23 protein-coding genes and 1 pseudogene are annotated in these 20,085 nt (G+C 41.9%); 18 read left to right on the top strand and 6 right to left on the bottom strand.

From position 1 onward, the window contains the following. Positions 1–214 precede the first annotated feature (214 nt). The 4 genes and pseudogenes from ACE3JL_RS08170 to rpsD all read right to left on the bottom strand — a co-directional run bounded on the left by ACE3JL_RS08170 (position 215) and on the right by rpsD (position 5,041). Positions 215–1,549 (bottom strand): pentapeptide repeat-containing protein, encoded by a 1,335-nt coding sequence (locus tag ACE3JL_RS08170; protein WP_375329240.1) that lies wholly within the window; start codon positions 1,547–1,549, stop codon positions 215–217. 266 nt (positions 1,550–1,815) lie between these two features. Beyond that, a complete protein-coding gene (argJ, locus tag ACE3JL_RS08165) occupies positions 1,816–3,057 on the bottom strand; it encodes a bifunctional ornithine acetyltransferase/N-acetylglutamate synthase (protein ID WP_271955332.1) in 1,242 nt (413 codons plus the stop codon). A gap of 381 nt (positions 3,058–3,438) precedes the next feature. After that, positions 3,439–4,197, bottom strand: a pseudogene (locus ACE3JL_RS08160) (RNA-guided endonuclease InsQ/TnpB family protein); the annotation flags it as partial. A 235-nt stretch (positions 4,198–4,432) separates the two neighbouring features. After that, on the bottom strand, positions 4,433–5,041 hold the full coding sequence (rpsD, locus tag ACE3JL_RS08155) for a 30S ribosomal protein S4 (RefSeq protein ID WP_002798058.1): 609 nt from the start codon (positions 5,039–5,041) through the stop codon (positions 4,433–4,435). A 204-nt stretch (positions 5,042–5,245) separates the two neighbouring features. Between rpsD and secG the strand changes: the two genes are divergently transcribed. Further along, positions 5,246–5,479, top strand: a complete 234-nt coding sequence (gene secG / locus ACE3JL_RS08150; RefSeq protein WP_002736485.1) for a preprotein translocase subunit SecG — start codon at positions 5,246–5,248, stop codon at positions 5,477–5,479. After that, positions 5,480–6,238 (top strand): peptidase, encoded by a 759-nt coding sequence (locus ACE3JL_RS08145; RefSeq protein WP_271992819.1) that lies wholly within the window; start codon positions 5,480–5,482, stop codon positions 6,236–6,238. A 14-nt stretch (positions 6,239–6,252) separates the two neighbouring features. On the opposite strand, the gene ACE3JL_RS08140 is transcribed toward ACE3JL_RS08145, so the two are convergent. After that, positions 6,253–7,071: a carbon-nitrogen hydrolase family protein gene (locus ACE3JL_RS08140; RefSeq protein WP_271992818.1), complete on the bottom strand. Its 819-nt coding sequence runs from the start codon at positions 7,069–7,071 to the stop codon at positions 6,253–6,255. 86 nt (positions 7,072–7,157) lie between these two features. On the opposite strand from ACE3JL_RS08140, the gene ACE3JL_RS08135 reads away from it, so the two are divergent. The 16 genes from ACE3JL_RS08135 (at position 7,158) to ACE3JL_RS08060 (ending at position 19,288) form a co-directional block, all read left to right on the top strand. Next, a complete protein-coding gene (locus ACE3JL_RS08135; RefSeq protein ID WP_271992816.1) occupies positions 7,158–7,790 on the top strand; it encodes an HAD-IB family phosphatase in 633 nt (210 codons plus the stop codon). A 240-nt stretch (positions 7,791–8,030) separates the two neighbouring features. Further along, on the top strand, positions 8,031–8,924 hold the full coding sequence (locus ACE3JL_RS08130) for a prohibitin family protein (RefSeq protein ID WP_271992814.1): 894 nt from the start codon (positions 8,031–8,033) through the stop codon (positions 8,922–8,924). Between the two features lie 93 nt (positions 8,925–9,017). Further along, the gene (locus ACE3JL_RS08125) at positions 9,018–9,242 is read left to right on the top strand and encodes a hypothetical protein (RefSeq protein ID WP_271992812.1); all 225 of its coding nucleotides are present in this window, start codon (positions 9,018–9,020) and stop codon (positions 9,240–9,242) included. After that, on the top strand, positions 9,235–9,552 hold the full coding sequence (locus ACE3JL_RS08120) for a DUF4258 domain-containing protein (RefSeq protein ID WP_334311271.1): 318 nt from the start codon (positions 9,235–9,237) through the stop codon (positions 9,550–9,552). The genes ACE3JL_RS08125 and ACE3JL_RS08120 overlap by 8 nt, the downstream gene beginning before the upstream one ends. After that, on the top strand, positions 9,491–9,769 hold the full coding sequence (locus tag ACE3JL_RS08115; protein ID WP_002767595.1) for a YgiT-type zinc finger protein: 279 nt from the start codon (positions 9,491–9,493) through the stop codon (positions 9,767–9,769). Before ACE3JL_RS08120 ends, ACE3JL_RS08115 begins: the two co-directional genes overlap by 62 nt. Positions 9,770–9,944: 175 nt before the next feature. Beyond that, positions 9,945–10,118, top strand: a complete 174-nt coding sequence (locus ACE3JL_RS08110) for a matrixin family metalloprotease (RefSeq protein WP_375329239.1) — start codon at positions 9,945–9,947, stop codon at positions 10,116–10,118. Between the two features lie 92 nt (positions 10,119–10,210). Continuing rightward, positions 10,211–10,495: a hypothetical protein gene (locus ACE3JL_RS08105; RefSeq protein ID WP_375329238.1), complete on the top strand. Its 285-nt coding sequence runs from the start codon at positions 10,211–10,213 to the stop codon at positions 10,493–10,495. Beyond that, complete coding sequence (locus tag ACE3JL_RS08100; RefSeq protein WP_375329237.1) at positions 10,492–10,731, top strand: hypothetical protein; 240 nt, start codon at positions 10,492–10,494, stop codon at positions 10,729–10,731. The genes ACE3JL_RS08105 and ACE3JL_RS08100 overlap by 4 nt, the downstream gene beginning before the upstream one ends. Before the next feature lie 453 nt (positions 10,732–11,184). After that, positions 11,185–12,267: a sulfate ABC transporter substrate-binding protein gene (locus ACE3JL_RS08095; RefSeq protein WP_375329236.1), complete on the top strand. Its 1,083-nt coding sequence runs from the start codon at positions 11,185–11,187 to the stop codon at positions 12,265–12,267. 409 nt (positions 12,268–12,676) lie between these two features. Continuing rightward, complete coding sequence (locus ACE3JL_RS08090; RefSeq protein ID WP_271989538.1) at positions 12,677–13,057, top strand: hypothetical protein; 381 nt, start codon at positions 12,677–12,679, stop codon at positions 13,055–13,057. After that, positions 13,054–13,749: a phosphatase PAP2 family protein gene (locus tag ACE3JL_RS08085; protein WP_375329235.1), complete on the top strand. Its 696-nt coding sequence runs from the start codon at positions 13,054–13,056 to the stop codon at positions 13,747–13,749. Before ACE3JL_RS08090 ends, ACE3JL_RS08085 begins: the two co-directional genes overlap by 4 nt. Positions 13,750–14,358: 609 nt before the next feature. Next, complete coding sequence (locus ACE3JL_RS08080; protein WP_334311257.1) at positions 14,359–14,778, top strand: DUF6338 family protein; 420 nt, start codon at positions 14,359–14,361, stop codon at positions 14,776–14,778. Next, positions 14,779–14,916: a hypothetical protein gene (locus ACE3JL_RS08075; protein WP_271989541.1), complete on the top strand. Its 138-nt coding sequence runs from the start codon at positions 14,779–14,781 to the stop codon at positions 14,914–14,916. Between the two features lie 58 nt (positions 14,917–14,974). Beyond that, positions 14,975–16,717, top strand: a complete 1,743-nt coding sequence (locus ACE3JL_RS08070) for an ABC transporter ATP-binding protein (RefSeq protein WP_271989543.1) — start codon at positions 14,975–14,977, stop codon at positions 16,715–16,717. A 200-nt stretch (positions 16,718–16,917) separates the two neighbouring features. Beyond that, entirely contained in the window at positions 16,918–17,400 is a 483-nt protein-coding gene (locus ACE3JL_RS08065; RefSeq protein ID WP_271989544.1) for a hypothetical protein, read from the top strand. A 256-nt stretch (positions 17,401–17,656) separates the two neighbouring features. After that, the gene (locus ACE3JL_RS08060; RefSeq protein WP_375329234.1) at positions 17,657–19,288 is read left to right on the top strand and encodes a metallophosphoesterase; all 1,632 of its coding nucleotides are present in this window, start codon (positions 17,657–17,659) and stop codon (positions 19,286–19,288) included. Between the two features lie 576 nt (positions 19,289–19,864). Here ACE3JL_RS08060 and ACE3JL_RS08055 read toward each other — a convergent pair. Then, positions 19,865–20,065 (bottom strand): hypothetical protein, encoded by a 201-nt coding sequence (locus ACE3JL_RS08055; protein ID WP_150976985.1) that lies wholly within the window; start codon positions 20,063–20,065, stop codon positions 19,865–19,867. Positions 20,066–20,085: the final 20 nt, after the last annotated feature.

The following is a 20,085-nucleotide window of genomic DNA, read 5'->3' as shown; positions in this document are numbered from 1 at the left end:
TAAAGTATTTAGGATTTGCTGGATAAGTAGGTAAGGTAAGGGTTTTGTGGCTTTTCTCGCCAAACAGGTGCAAGATTTTGAGAGAATCGTGCTTCCAAACCTTGCGTTTTCATCGGCCCGCGTCCTGTAGGGGCGAAGCATTCGGGCAATAACCTATCGGTGAAACTGGAGATTTTCTATCCGAATGCTTCGCCCGTACTTTTTGCCGCAGACCCTATTTAGTAGTACAATCGATCGGATTTGGCGGCTCTGAGTTTTTGTCCCTTTTGAGTTTCTCGATTTCTCGTTGATTGGCTTTCCAGTCCTCAGCCACCCATAATTGTTTATCTTCATCCCACTTGGCTTCCGTGTGTATTGCTTTTTCCCAAAAGCAGGCCGATTTAATTTGTTCTGGATGAAGACCCCTGGCTCCGTTGAGGATGGCTCCGTTGAGGTTGGCTCCGTTGAGGATGGCTCCGTTGAGGATGGCTCCGTCGAGGATGGCTCCGATGAGGTAGGCTCCGTTGAGGTTGGCTCCGTTGAGGTTGGCTCCGATGAGGATGGCTCCGTTGAGGATGGCTCTGTAGAGGTTGGCTCCGTTGAGGTTGGCTTCGATGAGGTTGTCTCCGTTGAGGTTGGCTTCGATGAGGTTGGCTCCCTTGAGGTCGGCTCTGTAGAGGAAGGCTCCGTTGAGGTTGGCTTCGATGAGGATGGCTCCCTTGAGGTCGGCTCTGTAGAGGAAGGCTCCCCTCAAATTTGTCCCACTTAAATCAAGAAATTTAATTTTATTAGGGTCATTTGTTTCAGCTAAATTATCCCCAGCTTGGTCATTCTCAACTTTACGCCGGCCGATTACCGTTAAAGCGGCCTGAACTGGAATACTCACGGAAGGAAGCTTTTCTAGGGCTTTCTCTCTTGCCGCCGGCTTCAGTTGTTGAATATTCGAGGGAATGGGGGAATTTTTACGAATGTAGGAAGTCAGCACTTCCATAATTGTCCATTGATCCTTGGGAGAATCTTTGGCAATTCGCTCTAGGGAATAAATGCCGCCAATTACCACCTCCTCTTTAGGATTACCGATTTGCTCGACGGCTTTCGAGAAGCGCTCAGTGATGAGACGTTGCTGAGTCAGTTGTATTTCTGCTTGAGAATTGAGATAATTGACAAAAAGCCCAATTCCTGCGAAAAGGGTAGCAATTAATCCCAGGGCAGAAATAATCGTTTTGACCACATCAATGGCAAAGGTGCGGCTGTCTTTATCTTCACGGGCAAAAAGCCCCGGTATTTGCTGAAATAGCCAGAAGGGAAAGATTAGCAGTTTCCAAGCAACTCTGACAAGAGACTGGAGCGATAGCAACAATCTTTTAATTAGCCTTTTTCCCCGGCGATAGGGCATCTTTAGATTCCAAGCAAGAATCGCTCTGGGATGTTGGCTCAAATATTCTTTCGCTTGCTGCCAGTCATCTATCTCATTGCCTTCTTTACCCGATGCCAGCCGTTTTTGATAAAACTCGTGAGCCTTAATCTGGTGCAATTCTAAAGGAATTCGTGGTGATTTTTTCGGAACCATGCAGTGTTTTCCCCGCCAATAGATGGATTTTGCCAAGAAACTGAGGGACTGACAAAACTGTTTTCGAGGTTGGTTGAAAGAGAGTAAAATCCAACCATTAAAGTTTATCTGTTAATCGAGTAATCGGCTCTCTCCGATGCTGTGTGATCAACAGGATCGATCATCGAGATTGTCGGTATAGACTAGAGCCTAACGTCAACCTTTGATCAAGCTGTTGGGATACAATCCAGCAAGGACAAGAGAGCCTGTTTAGAGAATCGATCGCTTTAAGTAGTGTACTCGGCGTTAATTTTGACGTAATCGTAACTAAGATCGCAACCCCAGGCCGTACCTGTTCCTGAACCGTTACCGATACAGATAGACATTAAAACGGTATCTTCTCGTAAATAAGCCCCGCTTGCTGCCGCTTTCAGGTAATTACTGGCACTAGCTCGATCGAACGCCAGAGGTTGACCATTTTCCATCATCACAAAGTCGCCTAACTTAATTTGTAGGTCTTCTTGATGGAAGACAACCCCGGCCCGGCCCGCGGCCGCCGCAATTCGTCCCCAGTTGGGATCTCGACCGAAAACCGCCGATTTTACTAAGGAAGAACCGGCAATGGTGCGAGCAATCTGACGAGCGGACTGATCATCAGCCGCCCCCGAAACCCGCACTTCTATTAAACAGGTGGCTCCTTCCCCATCCCGGGCGATCGCTTTGGCCAAGTATTGACAAACTTCCGTTAACATGGCCTCTAACTTTTGGGCATCCCGGCCCATTTCTGTGATCGCCGTGGTGCGCGATTGACCGTTAGCCAAGGCGATCAGACTGTCATTGGTACTGGTGTCCCCATCCACCGTAATCTGATTAAAACTTTTATTAGCCGCCCGACTTAACATATTTTGCCAGAGAACTGTAGATACTGCGGCATCACAGGTAATAAAGGAGAGCATCGTCGCCATATTCGGGTGAATCATCCCCGATCCCTTGGCAATTCCCCCAATTGTGACCGGACGACCATCGATGGTGGTTTGCAAGGCGATCGATTTGGGGACTAGATCCGTGGTCATAATCGCCCGGGCCGTGCTTTCGCCACCATTTTCCGACAATAAACCCGCTAAGGTCGGTAAAGCGGCGGTTAACGCATCCATGCGAATCCGTTGCCCGATCACTCCCGTAGAAGCCAGCAAAATTGCATCGGCGGGAATCCCTAAAACTTGGCTCAAGGCGGCGGCACTATCGAGAGCATCCTGCCATCCAGCTTGCCCCGTGGCGGCGTTTGCTTGGCCGGCATTACACAAAATCGCCCTGGCGCTGGCTTTAGTTTGGAGGCGTTGACGGCAATAATCGACGCAAGCTGCCCGCACTTGACTGGTGGTAAAGACTCCAGCGGCGATCGCATCTGTTTCCGAGACAATTAGGGCTAAATCGGGCAAACCGGACGGTTTTAGCCCCGCGGCCATCCCTGCGGATTTAAATCCTTTTGGGGCGGTGATCCCCCCCTCTATTTCCTGCCAATCGGCCATTTTCTCCCGTCTCCTACTCAAATTCGACACTCGATTATAGCAAGTAAAAAACACCTGTTGTAAAAATCAAAAATTGTCGTGGTTAGTTAGGAGTTAGTGGGCAGCAGGTCTAATTGATGGCGTTGACACTCCCATCGCGCTCATGCGAGGGATTCTTGGTTCATCGAGTTTCCTTAATCTGGCAGGACGTATCTAAGCAAACCAGAGGGAATCTCTCCCCAAGCGTATTAGTTTCGGTATGCCCTACCGTACTTAGTCCCTTTTTGAGAATATTGATAAGTACCTAAGCAAAATTAATTACACATATCTAACCCCCTCTTACCTTTTGCCTCTTGCCTTTTGCCTAATCTTTACTAGGAAATTAATTTTGCACGACTACTTAGCGGCGTTAATATCTCTATCTTCTACATAGCCACAGTCAGGACAAATACGGGTTCTTGTAGATAGAGATTTAGGTACTTTTTGACCACAATTAGAACAGTTTTGACTCGTGTTATGGGGGGCTAATGCTACCGTAGCTTTACCATATTTAAAACCAAAATACTCTAACCTTTGTCGAAAAGTTAACACTGAGCTTTGTAGAAGTGTTGACCAAGCAACATCATTAATAGATTTAGCTAGTCTAGAGTTTTTTACCATGCCTTGAATATTTAAGTTGACCTGAGCGATGAAATCGTTAGATTTAATGACGCGCAATGCTTCTTTTTCGACAAAGCCTTTAAGTTGCCTACTTATTCTTAAATGCTTTCTAGCATATCTCTTTCTAGTTTTTTGGTAGTTGTTTGATTGGAGTTGACCTTTTCTAAACTTTTTAGATTTCTTCCGATTCAGATGGATTAATCTTTTTTCTGCCTTGCGATAGTATTGCGTTATTTCTACCGTTTCCCCATCACTGTTAGCGTAGAAAAATTTTAAACCGACATCCAATCCCACACATCTTTTAGTCGGTTCTAGCGGTTTTGCATATTCCCGAATATCAACGCTAAAACAGAATTGGATATAATAACCATCTGCTCGTTTAACAATCCTAACTCATTTAATTTGGTCTAGAGGGTAAAAGTTTAAGTCTCTAGTTCCTTTTAGTTTAACTGTGCCAATGTTTTTCTTGTCTGTAAAAGTTATTTTCTTTCTATCAGGCGAAGCTCAGTCGAGCCGTGGTCAATTACCTAATTTTCAGGGAAAAAGTACCTGAATTTTCCCTCCGATCCCCGCAATAGCTGGCACTTTTTGAGGGAAAAAAAGTCTAAAAATCTTATCCAACAAGGTTTTTAGACTTATTCAGCAAACCCTATATATAATCAAAAATACTCAATTTAGCCAATAAAATAAGGACGCTGCCACTTGCGTCCTCAAGGTATCTGGAAAAGACTTTTTCCTAGACTTTCCGAGAGTAGTATTCCACTACTAACAGTTCATTAATCGAGAGGGCAATCCATTCTCTTTCGACAACGCCATTCACTTTGCCCACGAGGGTGTTTTTGTCAAATTCCAGATGACTCGGCAGGTTGGCTAAACCGGGGTATTCCATATTTCTTTTGACTAGATCCTGGGAACGCTCTTGATTTCTGACTCCAATCACATCACCCGGACGGCACTGATAACTGGCAATATCCACAACTCTACCGTTAACGGTGACGTGACCGTGATTGACTAATTGTCGCGCCCCCGGAATTGTCCCAGCCATACCGAGACGGAAAACGGTATTATCCAGACGCATTTCCAAGAGTTGCAGCAGCACCTGACCGGTGGAACCAGTAGCTCGACGAGCTTTGCGGACATAGCGAATTAATTGTTTCTCGCTGACACCGTAGTTAAAACGCAGTTTTTGTTTTTCTTCTAGACGAATGGCATATTCTGAACGTTTTTTGCGGGCCTGGCCGTGTTGCCCAGGTGCATAGGCACGACGGGCATTCTTACGGGTTAAGCCTGGTAATTCCCCTAAACGACGCACAACGCGCAAGCGCGGTCCTCTATAACGAGACATACAGACAGTCTGCTCCTATTTAAATTTATCCCAAAACTATTATCGTAGCACAAATTGAGTAATTTAGTGCCGAATAGGCTTTCTGGTTTTTCTGTATCTTTGGCTACATTCCGAATTGGGAATTGCTGCTGGTTGATAACTAATTCAAAGCTGGCGGCTTGATAACTGCTATACTTTAGTGATGGAAAATAGAGAGTAATGATCATGACAGTGGTGCTGGTAGTACAGATTATTTGGGCGCTGGCGGCGGCCTTTCTGGCGATTTTGGTGTTATTGCACAGTCCCAAAGGGGATGGTATTGGCGGTATTGGCGGTCAATCACAGATTTTTACCAGCGCAAAAACGGCGGAAAAAACCTTAAATCAGGTGACTTGGGCTTTGGGGACGGTATTTATCACCCTAACTATTGTACTGAGCGCCGGCTGGTTAAATCGCTAAATGCTACGAGGTTGGTTCTCTTTTCTAGGACTCGCAGCCTTGGCGAGTCTTTTGCTGTTTTCCTATTCTCTGATTGCCGACAGTCGATCGCTGCCAGAGTTAAAAACTCATCCTTTACCTGCTAATTTAGCCCAATGGCAAGAGCAAAACCAACCCGGGGATTATTTTGATGCTGTGGAAATCAGTCCCGTGGGAGCGTTGATTTGGTCGCAATTTCCCGTGAAGATTTATATTCAGAGCGATCGCAGTTCCTGGCTGAGTTTGGTACAAGAGGCGATCGCTGAATGGGGGCAGTATTTGCCGATCGAGTTGGTAAATCGGGCAGAATTGGCTGATATCCTCATTAAACAGGAGTTACCGCCGTCGGGAGTCCGTTTTAATCCCGAAACCGGTAAGTTAGAACTGCCCCGGGTGCGTTCTGCCATAACACAATACGAGATTTTTGTCAAGGAAAATCGCTTAACTCATCGGATGAGTATCCAGATTAGTCCTAATTTAGCCGATCGGTCGGCCTTAGCGGCAGCACGGCACGAATTAGGTCACGCTTTGGGAATTTGGGGTCATAGTCCCCTGGAGACGGATGTGATGTATTTCGCTCAAACTAGGGATATTCCCCCGATTTCTAGCCGGGATGTGAACACTTTAAAAAAGGTTTATCAGCAGCCAACTAAGTTAGGTTGGGAGATGGATAAGCTGCTCAATGGTGAGGTACAAAGTTTCCGTTTAGGTTATACTTCACCTTTGCGAGAAAAGTCGTAATTTTCGATCAAATCTTAAACAAAAACACGATGTTGCAGGGAAGGCATTTGTCGTCGCACTTGTTGCAGACGTTGGGGATTAATTTCGGCAATTGCCACTCCCGCTTCTTCCCCTGCGTCGGCTAAAACCACACCCCAAGGGTCGATAATCATAGCGTGACCGTGGGTGTAACGGCGTTCGTAATTATTGCCCGTTTGAGCAGGAGCTATTATATAACAAGTATTCTCGATCGCTCGCGCTTGTAATAAAACTTTCCAATGATCTTTCCCTGTAAAAGCTGTAAACGCCGCGGGTACAAATAAAACATCGGCTCCTTGCCGCGATAAATAGCGATAGAGTTCGGGAAAACGCACATCATAGCAAATCGAGAGGCCAATTTTGCCCAGGCTATCGGAGCCATAAATCGGCGGTAAATCGATCCCTGCCATGACTGTACTCGATTCCTGATAGGTGTTACCATCCGGGACATTGACATCAAAGAGATGGACTTTTTGATAGCGGGCTAATTCCGCACCGTTGCCATCAACTAAAATAGCGGTATTATAGGCTTTATCGGCAATACCCGTCACCGGCACCGGAAAACCACCCCCTAAAATGGTCACTTGAAACCGTTGGGCCATGGTGCGGAGGAATTTATCGGCTTTAAGAGCAATAGTCTCGGACTGGGCGATTTTATCGCTTTCTGCCCCCATAAAGGCGAAATTTTCTGGTAAACCGATTAATTCCGCCCCTTTACCCACGGCAAGTTCGATCAATTCTTCAGCGGCAGCGAGATTTTTCTCTAGATCTGGCTGACTGGTCATTTGAATGGCGGCGGCGAGATAGGATTTCATGGGGGTTGAAGCTCTAGAATCAGATAATCTCTGTAAAATTAATCATAACCTTCGATTATATCCAATTTCAGATATTTTGTCACCCCATGAGTAAAATCGTTTTCTGTGACTTTGATGGCACTATCACCGCCGTGGAAACCTTTGCGGGTATGCTCAAAGAATTCGCCCCCGATTTATCGGCTCAAATTATGCCGCAAATGTACGCCAGGACTCTCAGTCTGCGCCGGGGTGTCCGTCAACTGCTAGAGTCGATACCGAGCCAAAAATACGCCGATATTCTTGCCTATGCCGAAAGCAAGCCAATTCGCCCCGGATTAGCCGAATTCCTTGCTTTTTTACAGGAGCGAGCCATCCCTTTTATTATTATCTCCGGTGGTATCCAAGGCATGATTGAAACGGTCTTAAAACGGGAGGGACTATTAGATAAAGTGACGGCAATTTATGGGGTAAATCTTCATACTCAAGGGGAATATCTGCAAGTTCATTCCGATTGGGAAAATGAGACGGAATTAGTGGCTAAAGCCTTGATCATGGCCAAATATTCAGGAGTAGAAACTATTGCGATCGGTGATTCCGTTACCGATATTACCATGGCTAGAAAGGCTGATCTAGTTTTTGCTAGGGATCGTTTAATCGATTATCTACAAGCGGAAAATCAACCCTATATTCCTTGGGATAACTTTTTTGAGATTCGCGAATATCTGTTATTGAGAGATTAGACAAAATCTAGCCTCAATCTAATTATAACTACTTACTGATAAGGCTTGCCAAGTTTTGGGATCAATGAGTTGGCGAATGCGCTCTTCGGTATTGACCCGTAAATTGTGGTCAGAGTCCCTACAGACCAGAAGTTGGCAAACTAATCAAAGAGAGAGGACATGGCAGGCCGGTAATTTCTTAAACGTTTCTTAAAAGCGCACTGTTATCATCGGATCGGTAGTTATTTCTTAGGTCTGATTATGTCCTGGATACTCTCGGCGATCGCCGCTCTGATCAGTTGGAGTCTGTTTTTTACTGTTAAGTTCAAGGAAAACGCCAATCCCCTCATTCGGCCCTTGAGTCTGTTGATTGGACTGTTAAGTAGTGCTGTCTTTTTATTTCAGATAATAGGCCGTTTTGCGGTGGTCATTCCAGCGGGGGAAGTGGGTGTGATGGAAACCCTGGGTCAAGTGGGTCAAAAAACCCTATCCCCTGGCATTTATTTTGTGAATCCCTTTGCCGATATCATTACCTATTCCACCCGTTTACGGGACATCAAGGAAACCGTTGATACTACCTCTAAGGAAGGGCTAGGTTTTAAAGTGGACGTGAGTTTACAATACCGTCTTGATCCCACTAAAGCAGCAGAGGTTTTCCAAAAAATTGGCAGTCCTGAGCAACAAAAAGAAATTATTACTTCCCGTTTTCGCTCGTTGATTCGTCAGATTACAGCGAATTATCCCCTAACCGATATTTATGGAGAAAAAAGGGCTATCATTGCCCAAAATCTGAGACAAAGTATGGTCACTCAACTCCAGCCCCTTGGTTTTATTGTCGAAGAAGCTTTACTCCGCAATATTATTTTGCCCGATAATATTCAGGCCAGTATTCAAGCGAAAGTGGCCACGGAACAGGAAAGCCAAAAAATTGATTTAGAAATCCAAAAAGCCAAAAAAGAAGCGGAACTTAAATTAATTGAAGCGAGGGGAACTGCCAATGCTCAAAAGATTTTATCGGAAGGTTTAACGGATAAAATTATCCAACTGAAAACTATTGAAGCAACGGAAAAGTTAGGGCAATCTCCCAATAGTAAGATCATTATTCTTGGTGGCGGGCAAAAAACTTTACCGTTAATGCTGACTGACGATAAGTAGCCATGCACAACTCACATTAGCGTTGGTATCAGTATAGACCTCGCTTGGAGTTTGTCGCCATTATTTTCAACGCTTGAATTGAGAAAAATTACTATGAAAGTTCCAACAGATTTGACGATTCCTGAGATTGAGGAAATTAGAAAAGAGGGAGTTAAAGCTCTCGTAGAAAGATTGGAAATTGCTAAAGCGGTCTTCTTTCTAAGAGAAACGTCATCCCAACCTCTAAATTATTTAGAAATTAAAGATCAGTTATTTGGCGAAATGACAGCGACGGATATTTACGCTCAAATTAAAGGCGGCTATGACAGAAATGATTGAGGAAATTCGTCAAAAAGTTAGACAAAACCAATTTGAATTTTCTCAACACGCTGTCAATCAAACTATCCTGCGTCAGATCAGTGTTCAAGAATTACGGGAGGCGATGGAACAAAGCGAAATTATTGAAGATTATCCGGCTGATAAGTATGGTGCAAGCTGTTTACTTTTGGGATTTACTCTAATTAATAGAGCCTTACACATTCATTGTAGCTATCCCTCTCGCCCTTTGCTGAAAATTATTACCCTATATGAACCCGATCCAAATTTATGGATTGATTTTAAATCAAGGAGAACACCAGATGTCAACTAATTCTAGACAAGAAATCTTAATTGAACAAGAAGTTACTTATACCCTTGAAATCAATGGCAATTTTTTTATTATAGAAAATGTCCCCGCTAGAGTCTGTGTAGAAACGGGAGAGCGTTTTTTTGCACCAGAAACTGTCGAACGCTTGCAGGAAATTATCTGGGAAAATAAGCGACCAAAACGGGTAATTGAAACACCAGTATTTGACTTTGCTAGTTAGGGTTTAATAGAAAACTGGCAAATCGAGCAACAATTGAAGTCTTAAATTAGGGGCGATTTCGCTATGTTTTTAGAGTGTGATTGCGTTTTTTGGTGTTAGAATAAACGAAACCATAGCGTTTTAATGGGACAACTTTTTTGAGATTCGTGAATATCTATTATTGAGAGATTAGGGATTGGCTGTTAATGAGATTGGTCATACCTTAGGTTTAGATCACTCTGCATTGCCAACAGATATCATGCACGATGGATTAGACTACACGACTCATGGTGCCATGCCCCCTTCATTTCACGCAGAGCAGATTAACCTGATGAACAGTGCTATTCGCAGATATAAGACTGAAGAATAATTTTAGTGCAATCGCACTTTATTGATAAAGTGCGATTGCTTTTTTGGGATTATAATAGTTAAAGACACGATAAATTGATTCAAGTCAAGACCATGCTACTAACTCTTAATTTAACATCAGAAATCGAACAATATCTCAGCCAAAAAGCGACAGAGAAAGGTCTTTCTTTAGAAGCTTATCTCCTCAAGTTGCTCAAGGATACCATTTTAGAACAAGAAAAACAGACTAAACTGGTTAATTTACTTCAGTCTTGGATTGATGAAGAAGATGAACAGGAACAACAAGAAACAGGCGAATATTTAATCGAAGCGCTCGATCAAGATCGTTTATCGGAGCGTCCTTTATTTCCGGCTGAATTAAAGGGAGTAACTTGGTGAATAGAGTAGTTTTATTAGATACAGGAATTATCGGTTTAATTACTAATCCTAAGCGATCGCCTAAAAGTCTAGCTTGTAATTGTTGGCTACAAACGCTAATTAAAGCAGGTATTAGGGTTATTCTTCCAGAAATTGCTGATTATGAGGTGCGTCGAGAGTTGTTACGTGCTAACAAGATTAAAGGAATTAAGCGACTGGATGAGTTAGCTAACTCAATAAGTAGTCGTGCAAAATAAATTTCCTAGTGAAGAAAGGCAAAAGGGGGAATAAATAATCAGTTTTTAATAACTGGATTTAGTATTACTTGTTGGGATAAGGAAGTGGGGAGTGAGGGAGATGAGAGAAGGAGGGACAAAATTAACCAGAAATGTGGAGATTTAAACCCATATAGAGAGAGATTTTCCGATCGCTAAAAAATTCTTTCTTCTCGATAAAGACAATAAAATCTCTATTCTGGAAGCATAAAGAGGCTTCAGGCGAATTTAAAGGCACATTTAAGCCGTATAAATCGAATATTTACAGTTTTTTCAGCTAATCAAGCCATTAATGGCTTAATTTCTTTGCGTCTAACCCAAACAGTATAATTTTTTCTTCGATGTATTGAAATTGTTTTTTATTTCGTATAGAATACAATTCGAGAGAAAATACCTAGCAATCTCCCATAAATAAACAAAGGAGCCGATGACATCGTGATCCCTGATCCTAGACCCGAAAAACCGAAAACCCTCTTACCTTTTATTTCTCTAGCTACGGCTGCCGTCGTCACAACGGGAATCGGACTAGCTTCTAGTCCCCTATCGGCATCAAGTAATCTGCTGGCAAGTCCGGATAAACAGCAAGCTAAACAACAAACCGTGGAAATCACCCTGGTTTCCTACGCAGTGACTCAATCGGCCTACTCAAAAATCATTCCTCTATTCGTCAACAAATGGAAAAGAGAGAAAAAACAGGATGTGGTGATTAAACAGAGTTATGGCGGCTCTGGTTCTCAAACTCGCGCTGTTATCGACGGATTAGATGCAGATGTGGTAAATTTGGCTATCGGTTCCGATGTGGAACGCCTGCAAAAAGCGGGTTTAGTTAACCCCGGTTGGCAGAAAGAACTCCCCAATAACGCCATCGCCACTCGTTCCGTGGTAGCCTTAGTTACTCGTCAGGGCAATCCCAAAGGAATCCGCAACTGGCCGGATCTAGCCAAATCGGGGATTAAAGTGATTACTGCCAACCCGAAAACCTCTGGGGTGGCCCGTTGGAATTTTCTGGCCCTGTGGGGAGCGGTAACTCAGACCGGCGGCAACGAACAAAAAGCGACCAATTTCGTCCGCAGTGTCTATAAAAACGTGCCTGTACTACCCAAAGATGCCCGGGAAGCCAGCGATGTCTTCTTTAAACAGAATCAGGGGGATGTGCTGCTTAACTACGAAAACGAGGTAATTTTGGCCCGTCAAAAGGGACAAACCGGTTTTTCCTATACTATTCCTCCAGTCAATGTTTCGATCGATCCGCCCGTGGCCGTAGTGGATAAAATAGTTGATAAACGCAAAACCCGGGAAGTAGCGACAGCTTTTGCCCAATTTCTCTTTACTCCCGAAGCGCAGCGGGAATTCGCCAAGGTGGGTTTCCGTCCGGTTAATGCTAATGTGGCTAAAGAGTTTAGTAAACAATACCCAAAAGTGCCGAATCTGTTCTCCTATACGGCGATCGGTAGTTGGGATGCGATCCAGCAAAAATTCTTCGCTGATGGAGCGATTTTTGACCAAATTCAGCGTTAATTAGTAGTGAGCCATCAGTTGTCAGCTAGATAGGGCTTGCTGAATAAATGTGAAATGTGGGCAAGGTAAGGGTTTTGTGGCTTTTCTTGCGAAACAGGTGCAAGACTTTAAGAGAATCGTCGTTCAAAACCTTGCGTCTTCATCGGCCCGCGTCCTGTAGGGGCGAAGCATTCGGTTAGAAAATTTACGGTTTCACCGATAGGTTATTGCCCGAATGCTTCGCCCGTACTTTTTCAGCAAACCCTAGATAGCAGAGATAAGTACCTAAGCAAAATTAATTACACATATCTAACCCCGCTCTTGCCTCTTGCCTCTTGCCTATCTTCACTAGAAAATTAATTTTGCACGACTACTTAGTTGATTGCTGATGGCAAAAACAACAAAACTGATAGTTAGTAACTAAAAAAAGATGTATCTACTTGACAAAATCAAAAACGGAAGCTTGGTATTGATTGGTTACTTATTATCGCCCCTGTGTTGGTGGAACGATCTAATTTTTAATCTGCCGATCGCCTACAGTTTTGGTCGTTTAATTGCTTGCTTACACGCCGATTTTTTTCTACCTGCAGCCATGATTGGTTATTGGTTATCTAATCTTGTGGGAATCCTACTGATGCAATTCGGAACGAAAGAATTAATCGGTAGAGAGAAAGAAGAACGCAATTGGCCAAAAGAATTAAGAAATGGATTACTTTCCTCGACTGCTTATACATTAGTTATTCTGGTCTTAATTCATTTTCAGGTATTAGAAATGCCCCTGTTATCCTCGATCGCTACTTTTTCCCCGTGATGGTCAAAACCTACTTAAACAATAGCTTAATTTTCTTAGCCATCTTGTTAACATCCCTAAGTTTTACGGATTTAGCGATCGCTATTAGTCAGCATCCTCAAGGATTTGCTTGGGAAAAATCCCTGATGCTATCTATTCATCAAACCACTAATTTAAACCTAGATTTTTTTGCCCTAAAACTAACGGGATTAGGTACTTATTGGGGAGTGGCTCCGATACTAACAATTTCAATGCTGATTTTTGCCCTAAAAAAATACTGGTATGGGTTCGCTTATCTCCTTGTAACCATGGCGGGAGGTTGGGCAATTAGTTATAATCTCAAGATTTTTTTTCATCGAAATCGCCCGCAATTTTGGCAGTTATTTTATCCCTTACCCGACGATTTTTCCTTCCCTAGCGGTCATGCTCTATTTAGTTCCCTGTTAGTGGTTTCTTTACTGATCCTATCTTGGAGAACGCGCTGGTTTTTAGGGGTAGTTTTACTGGGGATTCCCTTGGTTTTGGTTATTGCTTGGACTCGTCTTTATTTAGGAGTTCATTTCCCTAGCGATATTCTTGCCGCTTGGCTTTTAGCGATCGCTTGGTCTATCCTAGTTCATATCTGGTGGCAACAGTTATTAGAAACACCAAAGGTGATAGGAAAACAAGGAGAAATGAATAATTACAGCCCTTCTCATAAAGATGAGGTATAATACAACAGGATTTAGTCGATTTACGCCACCTGATCGAACCATAGCAAGTAACGAAGAACCGATAACTCTTACTGTTGCGGTGTTCTGGTGTTCCCTTATCGAACTAGACCAATTTTGATGCTTGGATAGCCTATTTTGATCAATGCAGAGGAAATTTGTTATATTAAACTTTGGCAGCATCAAACAGAGGTAGCTTAAATATCGGATAAACAAGAAGGACGGGTTTAGAAAAACGACGGCTATCAGGCTAAAAATAGTGGTCGTGACTGCCTTAAGTCAGCGAACAGTCAAAATCATAATATTAACGATTAGATTGAAAACGACATTAGCATCGGTAAAAAGCAAAAAAGTTGCCTATTGAATTAATCATTGTTTATGTTTGCCCTTATTCTAGCTCAATCCTCTCCTGGTCTGACCTTGAACACTTTTAATGCTGTTGTTTATACGATTTGCTTTTTGGTTCCAGGGTTTTTAATTGACCTAACATTATCAAGATTTTTTTATAATAAATCCCAGCAAGTTACTCTAATTTTATTAAGATTTCTTACTTTAAGTTGTCTCAATTATGTTCCTTAGATATCCGTTTATCTGCTGCCATAGAATCGGAGCATTTTAGAAAAGCCTAGTTTTTTAGCCTTTGCTTTTATTATCATTATTTTTATTAGTCCAGTACTTATAGGGTTAACTTTAGGATATGTTAACCAAAAACAGTTATTAGAACGAGGACTATCTAGTTTAGGATTTAAAACGATTACAGGATTTCCTTCTGCTTGGGATTATTCTTTTAGTCGCATTGAAGAGCCTGTATGGGTGTTAATCACTCTTAAAGATAGCAGTCAGATAGCGGGATGGTTCGGAAAAAACTCTTTAGCTTCGTCAGAATCATCAGAGCGAGATATTTATCTAGAACTGGTGTATAAATTAGAAGATGATGCTTGGCAACCAGTCCCCAGAAGCGCAGGAATTTTGATTAATGCAGGGGAAATTCGCTATATTGAATTTTGGCAGGATCAAACAGAGGTAACTTAAATGTCGGATAAACAAGAAAGACGATATGATAAATTTAAGCGCGGCTATCAAGCTAAAATTGATAAACCCCCCGGTAAACCGCCCCAGGGTGGTTCTAATGTTAAACCACCACCAAATCAGGACAAGGAGAAAAAATAAAATCTTGGGGGGCTATTCCCCCTTTTCCCCGTTCCCTGTTCTAACTGATAACTGAAATATGGCTTATTCTCGCGTTAAAAAACTAGCAAATTATCTACGTCCCCATTGGCAAATAGTCACTGGGGGGGTAGTTGCTCTGTTTATTGTTAATCTTTTGGGTGTTTATATACCGCTTTTAATCCGGGATAGCATCGATGATTTGAGTAAATCCTTTAACTTTCAAAAAATCATTTACTATGTGATTGTCATCGTCGCTTTAGCCTCGATTATGTGGTTTATCCGCATGATTTCCAGAGTGCTATTATTCGGGATCGGTCGTCAGGTAGAGTTCGATCTTAAACAAAAAATCTTTCAGCATTTATTAACCCTTGAACCCGCCTATTTTTCTCGACAAACTTCAGGAGATTTAATCAATCGGGCCACTAGCGATGTGGATAATATCCGTCGTCTGGTGGGTTTTGCTTTGCTCAGTTTGGCTAATACTTTTTTTGCCTATGGGTTAACTTTACCCGTGATGTTAGCGATTCATATTCCCCTTTCAATCGCCGCTATTTCTGTCTATCCTTTGATGTTAATTGCTGTTCAGTTATTTAGTGGTCGTCTGCAACGGCAACAGAAAACAGTACAAGAAAAACTCTCGCATCTGAGCGATTTAATTCAAGAGGATATGAGTGGTATTACTCTGATTAAAATCTATGCTCAAGAAGCTAACGAGTGCCTAGCATTTAAGCAAAGAAATCGGGAATTACTACAGGCTAATTTAGATTTAGTCCAGACTCGTAACTTTCTTTTTCCTCTGGTCGAAGCTTTGGCCTATGTGAGTTTATTGGCCTTGCTTGCTCTTGGTACTAGACAAATTATAGCGGGTAATATCACCATTGGAGACTTTATTGCTCTGTTAATTTTGGCGGAAAGATTAGTTTTTCCTACTACTTTATTAGGTTTCACTATTACTGCCTACCAACAGGGAGAAGTGAGTATTGATCGTCTAGAAACTATCCTATTAGCTGAGGCTAAAATTAAAGACAATGCTGATTGTATCCACTTAAAAAATATTCAAGGAAAAATTACCGCCAAAGCCTTGACTTTTTTCTATCCTGATGCTAAGAAACCTGCCTTAAAATCTCTTTCTTTTACCATTAATCCTGGGGAAATGGTAGCGGTAGTAGGTGCGATTGGATCGGGAAAATCTACCCTTGCTAACGCTATTCCCCGTCTTTTGGATATTGCCGAGGGACAGTTATTTATTGATAATCAAGATGTGACTCAAATTGCCCTTGAAGACCTGCGAAAAGCGATCGCTTATGTTCCCCAAGAAAGTTTTTTATTTAGTACCACCATTGAAGATAATATCCGTTATGGTGATCCGCTGCTGAATTTTTCGGCAGTGAAATCGGCGGCCAAACAAGCGAGAATTGAGGAGGAAATCGAGAATTTCCCGCAAAAATACGGGACTTTAGTGGGAGAACGTGGAATTACTCTTTCCGGTGGTCAACGTCAACGGGCCTCTTTAGCGCGCGCTTTAGCCATCCAAGCACCGATTTTAATCCTTGATGATGCCCTATCTAGCGTCGATAATCAAACTGCCACGGCTATTTTAGAAAATCTCGCCCAAGAGAGCCAAAAAACCGTGATTTTTATTTCTCATCAATTATCGGCCGCTGCCACTGCTGATCGCATTTTTGTCATGGATCGCGGAGAAATTGTCCAGATGGGAACCCACGAGGAGTTAATCGCAATCCCCGGAGTCTATCAAAATCTCTGGCAACAGCAGCAGTTAGAGTCTCAGGTTTTACATTAGCTGATAAAATGGGCAATCTTCTGGTTAGTACCATTTAACCCTGATTTATCGCTATTTTGTCGATTTAATGGCAGTAAAAGCCAAGAATCTCACTCAACACTTTACAAAAATTTCTAGCTAATTTTTGTGTTATCTTGATTTCTCGTAGCACAGGTAATGTGCTAAAAACCTCAGAGAAGTTCACTTGCACCGAGAAATTCATGCTTAAAAATCTGACGAAAACCGCTCTTTTGGCCACTGCTACCCTGATCGGTGTCCCTAGCGTCTTAATTCAGCCGACATTTGCCCAAATGCCTAGTCTAGGAGATGGTATCATCTGTACGGCAACTGGCAAAACCGCCCAAGGAGTAAAACTCTATGTTTATACTTCTGAAATTGATGACGACTCAATCAACAAAAAAGAACCGGTGACACTGACAATGGTTTCCCCAGTTAGCGATGTGGTGGAAGGGCAAATTTTGGTAGTTAACAAAGACGATAACACCGTAACGATTGATAATTTTGCTGCCGCAACTCCCCCGGAAATGCGGCCGGTAGGATTAGCTGTCACTACCTACCAAGGTAGAAATACTTTTAGCGGAAAAAGTCAAGCAGGAACACCGGTTAGTTTTACCCTAGAAAACAATCTTCGTACCATTACAGTTAAGCATGGTGGTGATTCTTTCACGGGAGTCTGTCACTAAAACTACCCGAAGATGGGTTAAAAGTTTTGTTAGTCCTCTTTAATTTGAGTATCTCAAAAGCTGGTTGTTATATTAACCTAGCTTTGGCTCTTCTGGTTTCTGTGTGGAAACGGGGTCTATACTGATAGTTTCTTCAGCAAAATAGTCCTAAAAGTCTTTCTAGGTAAATATTTCACGATTATATAAGCAAAAATTATCACACAAAGTCGAGAAGAGCCCAGCTTTTTTAATTATAATTAGTTATCTTTGAGCAACAATGAACAAGAATCAACTTTTAAGCGAACCTTTTTTACAATTACCCACCGAAACATCAATACAAGTGGTTTGGTTTACGGAATTTTTTGGCACTCGTCATCAGGTACGCTACGGGGAAAAACTAGAGAAAATAGCACCCGCTCGCACTAGCAAATTAACTAGAGTTAGAGAAGATGCTCAATCGAGAACCCTTGAAGCTTATCAATCTTTAACCGATCGAGAAATCTGGCGACATCAGGCAGAAATTACTGATTTAAATCCTGGAGAAAAGATTCCCTATCAAGTCACCAGTTTTCAGGAAAATACAGCGATTAGAAGCAATATTTATACCCTTACCCCAAGACCAAAAAAAGGAACTAATCTCAAAATTCTGCTCACTTCCGATCATCAATTAATGCCCATGACTGCCGCTAATTTACAAAAAGTTAGCGAAACTATTGGACAGGTAGATGCAGTTTTTTTAGCAGGAGATTTAGTTAATATACCCGATCGAGCTTCCGAATGGTTTGATGATAGTCGCGGTGGGGCATTCTTTCCCTGTTTACAAGGTCGTGCTAATTATCCTCTTACCAAGAATGGTATTCAGACTATTTATAAAGGGGGAGAAATTATTCAAAATGCTCCCTTATTTCCTGCTATTGGTAATCATGAAGTTATGGGCAGATTTTCTACTTCTATAGATTTAAATGAACAGTTTAAAGATGCTATTCCTGAATTTATTGCTAAAAAACTAGCGGAGGATATAGCAGCAATTAATGAAAACTGGTTAAAAAATCATGCTTTCAACACAGAAACCTACGAAGAAATTTTTTCTTTGCCTCAAAATAAATATTATTCTCTCACCTTTGGTGATATTTATTTAGTGGTTTTATATATTACTAATATCTGGAGAAATCCCAATTTAGAACCCAATGCAAGGGGAAGATATTACGAAAAGCAAAGAGACTTAGATAGACCAGAACGCTGGGGTTATGGTCAGCATATTTTTGAGCCAATTGCCCAGGGTAGTCCTCAATATCAATGGTTAGAAAAAGAGTTAAATAGTCGAGAGTTTCAAGAGGCTAAATATAAGGTAGTTATGTTTCATCATCCTCCCCATACCCTAGGAGGAAATATCGTTCCACCTTACACCGATCCCGTGCAGACAATTGAACGGGATGCCACGGGAAAAGTTACATCGGTACGCTATGATTATCCCCAAGAAAATGATTATATTATTCGTGATTTAATTCCTTTATTAGAGTCAGCTAAGGTTAATTTGGTTTTTTATGGTCATTCTCATTTATGGAATCGTTTTCTTAGTCGTAAGGGGATGAATTTTCTCGAATCTTCTAACGTTGGTAATAGTTATGGTGCTTATTTAGGTGATAAAAAACGTCCTGTACCTCTCGATAGAAATTATGCGGCGATCGGTAATCCCAATGGATTAGAAGCAATTATCCCGAATATTGCCCCTCTAGTGGATTGGGTTAATCAACCTTTACCCTATATTGCTAGTAATGATGTGACGGTTTTTAGCATTTTAGATACAGAAAAAGGAACCGTTAGCAGTTATCGTTTTGATACTCGTTATCCTGATTCCGAGGTAATTAAATTTGATGAATTTGACCTTTTTAGTATAGGTGAAGTATAATAAAATCAAAGGATACTTGCCCTTGTTTTTTGTACCAATCTATGTACTGCAAGAAGGATAATGCAAGGTTTTTGAAAGTCCCAATCCTATTTTCTTGCACTAACATCGGATTTTAACAGGTCAAAAGCCTTATTTTAAAAGGGTTTTACCATTATTCAGCCAGCACTAAGTACACCACATCAATGGGAAAGATGGAGTGACTTGGCTCTTCTAGGTTCTGTGCGATAAGTTTAGCTTACAGAGGATCGATCTTTGTGTCCTCCGTGTCTCTGTGGTTCCTTCCACATCCAGCGGTTAAAAAAAGAAAAAGTTCCCAGAAAAAAGGGGGAAATAATCGACTTGGACATAATTTATAAGTAGTCGTGCAAAATTAATTTCCTAGTAAAGATGGGCAAAAGGCAAGAGGCAAAAGGCAAGAGGGGGTTAGATATGTGTAATTAATTTTGCTTAGGTACTTACAAGTCTTAACTATTTTTTGATGGCTGAGTCATTTTGTTATGGGATAAACTTCAGATTTGGCGATCGCAGATTAAGCAAGCATTTAGTCTAAACTCCAGTAAATAAGGGTTCCATCCCTTATAACCCCCATCCATTGCATAACATAAACCGAAAAACCGGCATTGTCTTATCACTTTTTTGAAAATAATTTAGGACCGCTATAGGATCGATTTGATCGAGAAAAGTCACCAGCACTTGTGAGCGATCGCTAATATCATTGGGTAACTCGGTTAGGTGTATTTGTCCATCTCGATAAACATCTTCGATGGTTTTCAGCATAAAATCCCCTTTATTGACTT

Origin of the sequence: Microcystis sp. BLCC-F210 (assembly GCF_042134685.1) — a bacterium.
GTDB classification, from domain to species: Bacteria; Cyanobacteriota; Cyanobacteriia; order Cyanobacteriales; family Microcystaceae; genus Microcystis; species Microcystis aeruginosa_D.
The sequence above is the reverse complement of the archived record's forward strand: the minus strand, read 5'-3'. Positions and strand labels throughout refer to the sequence as shown.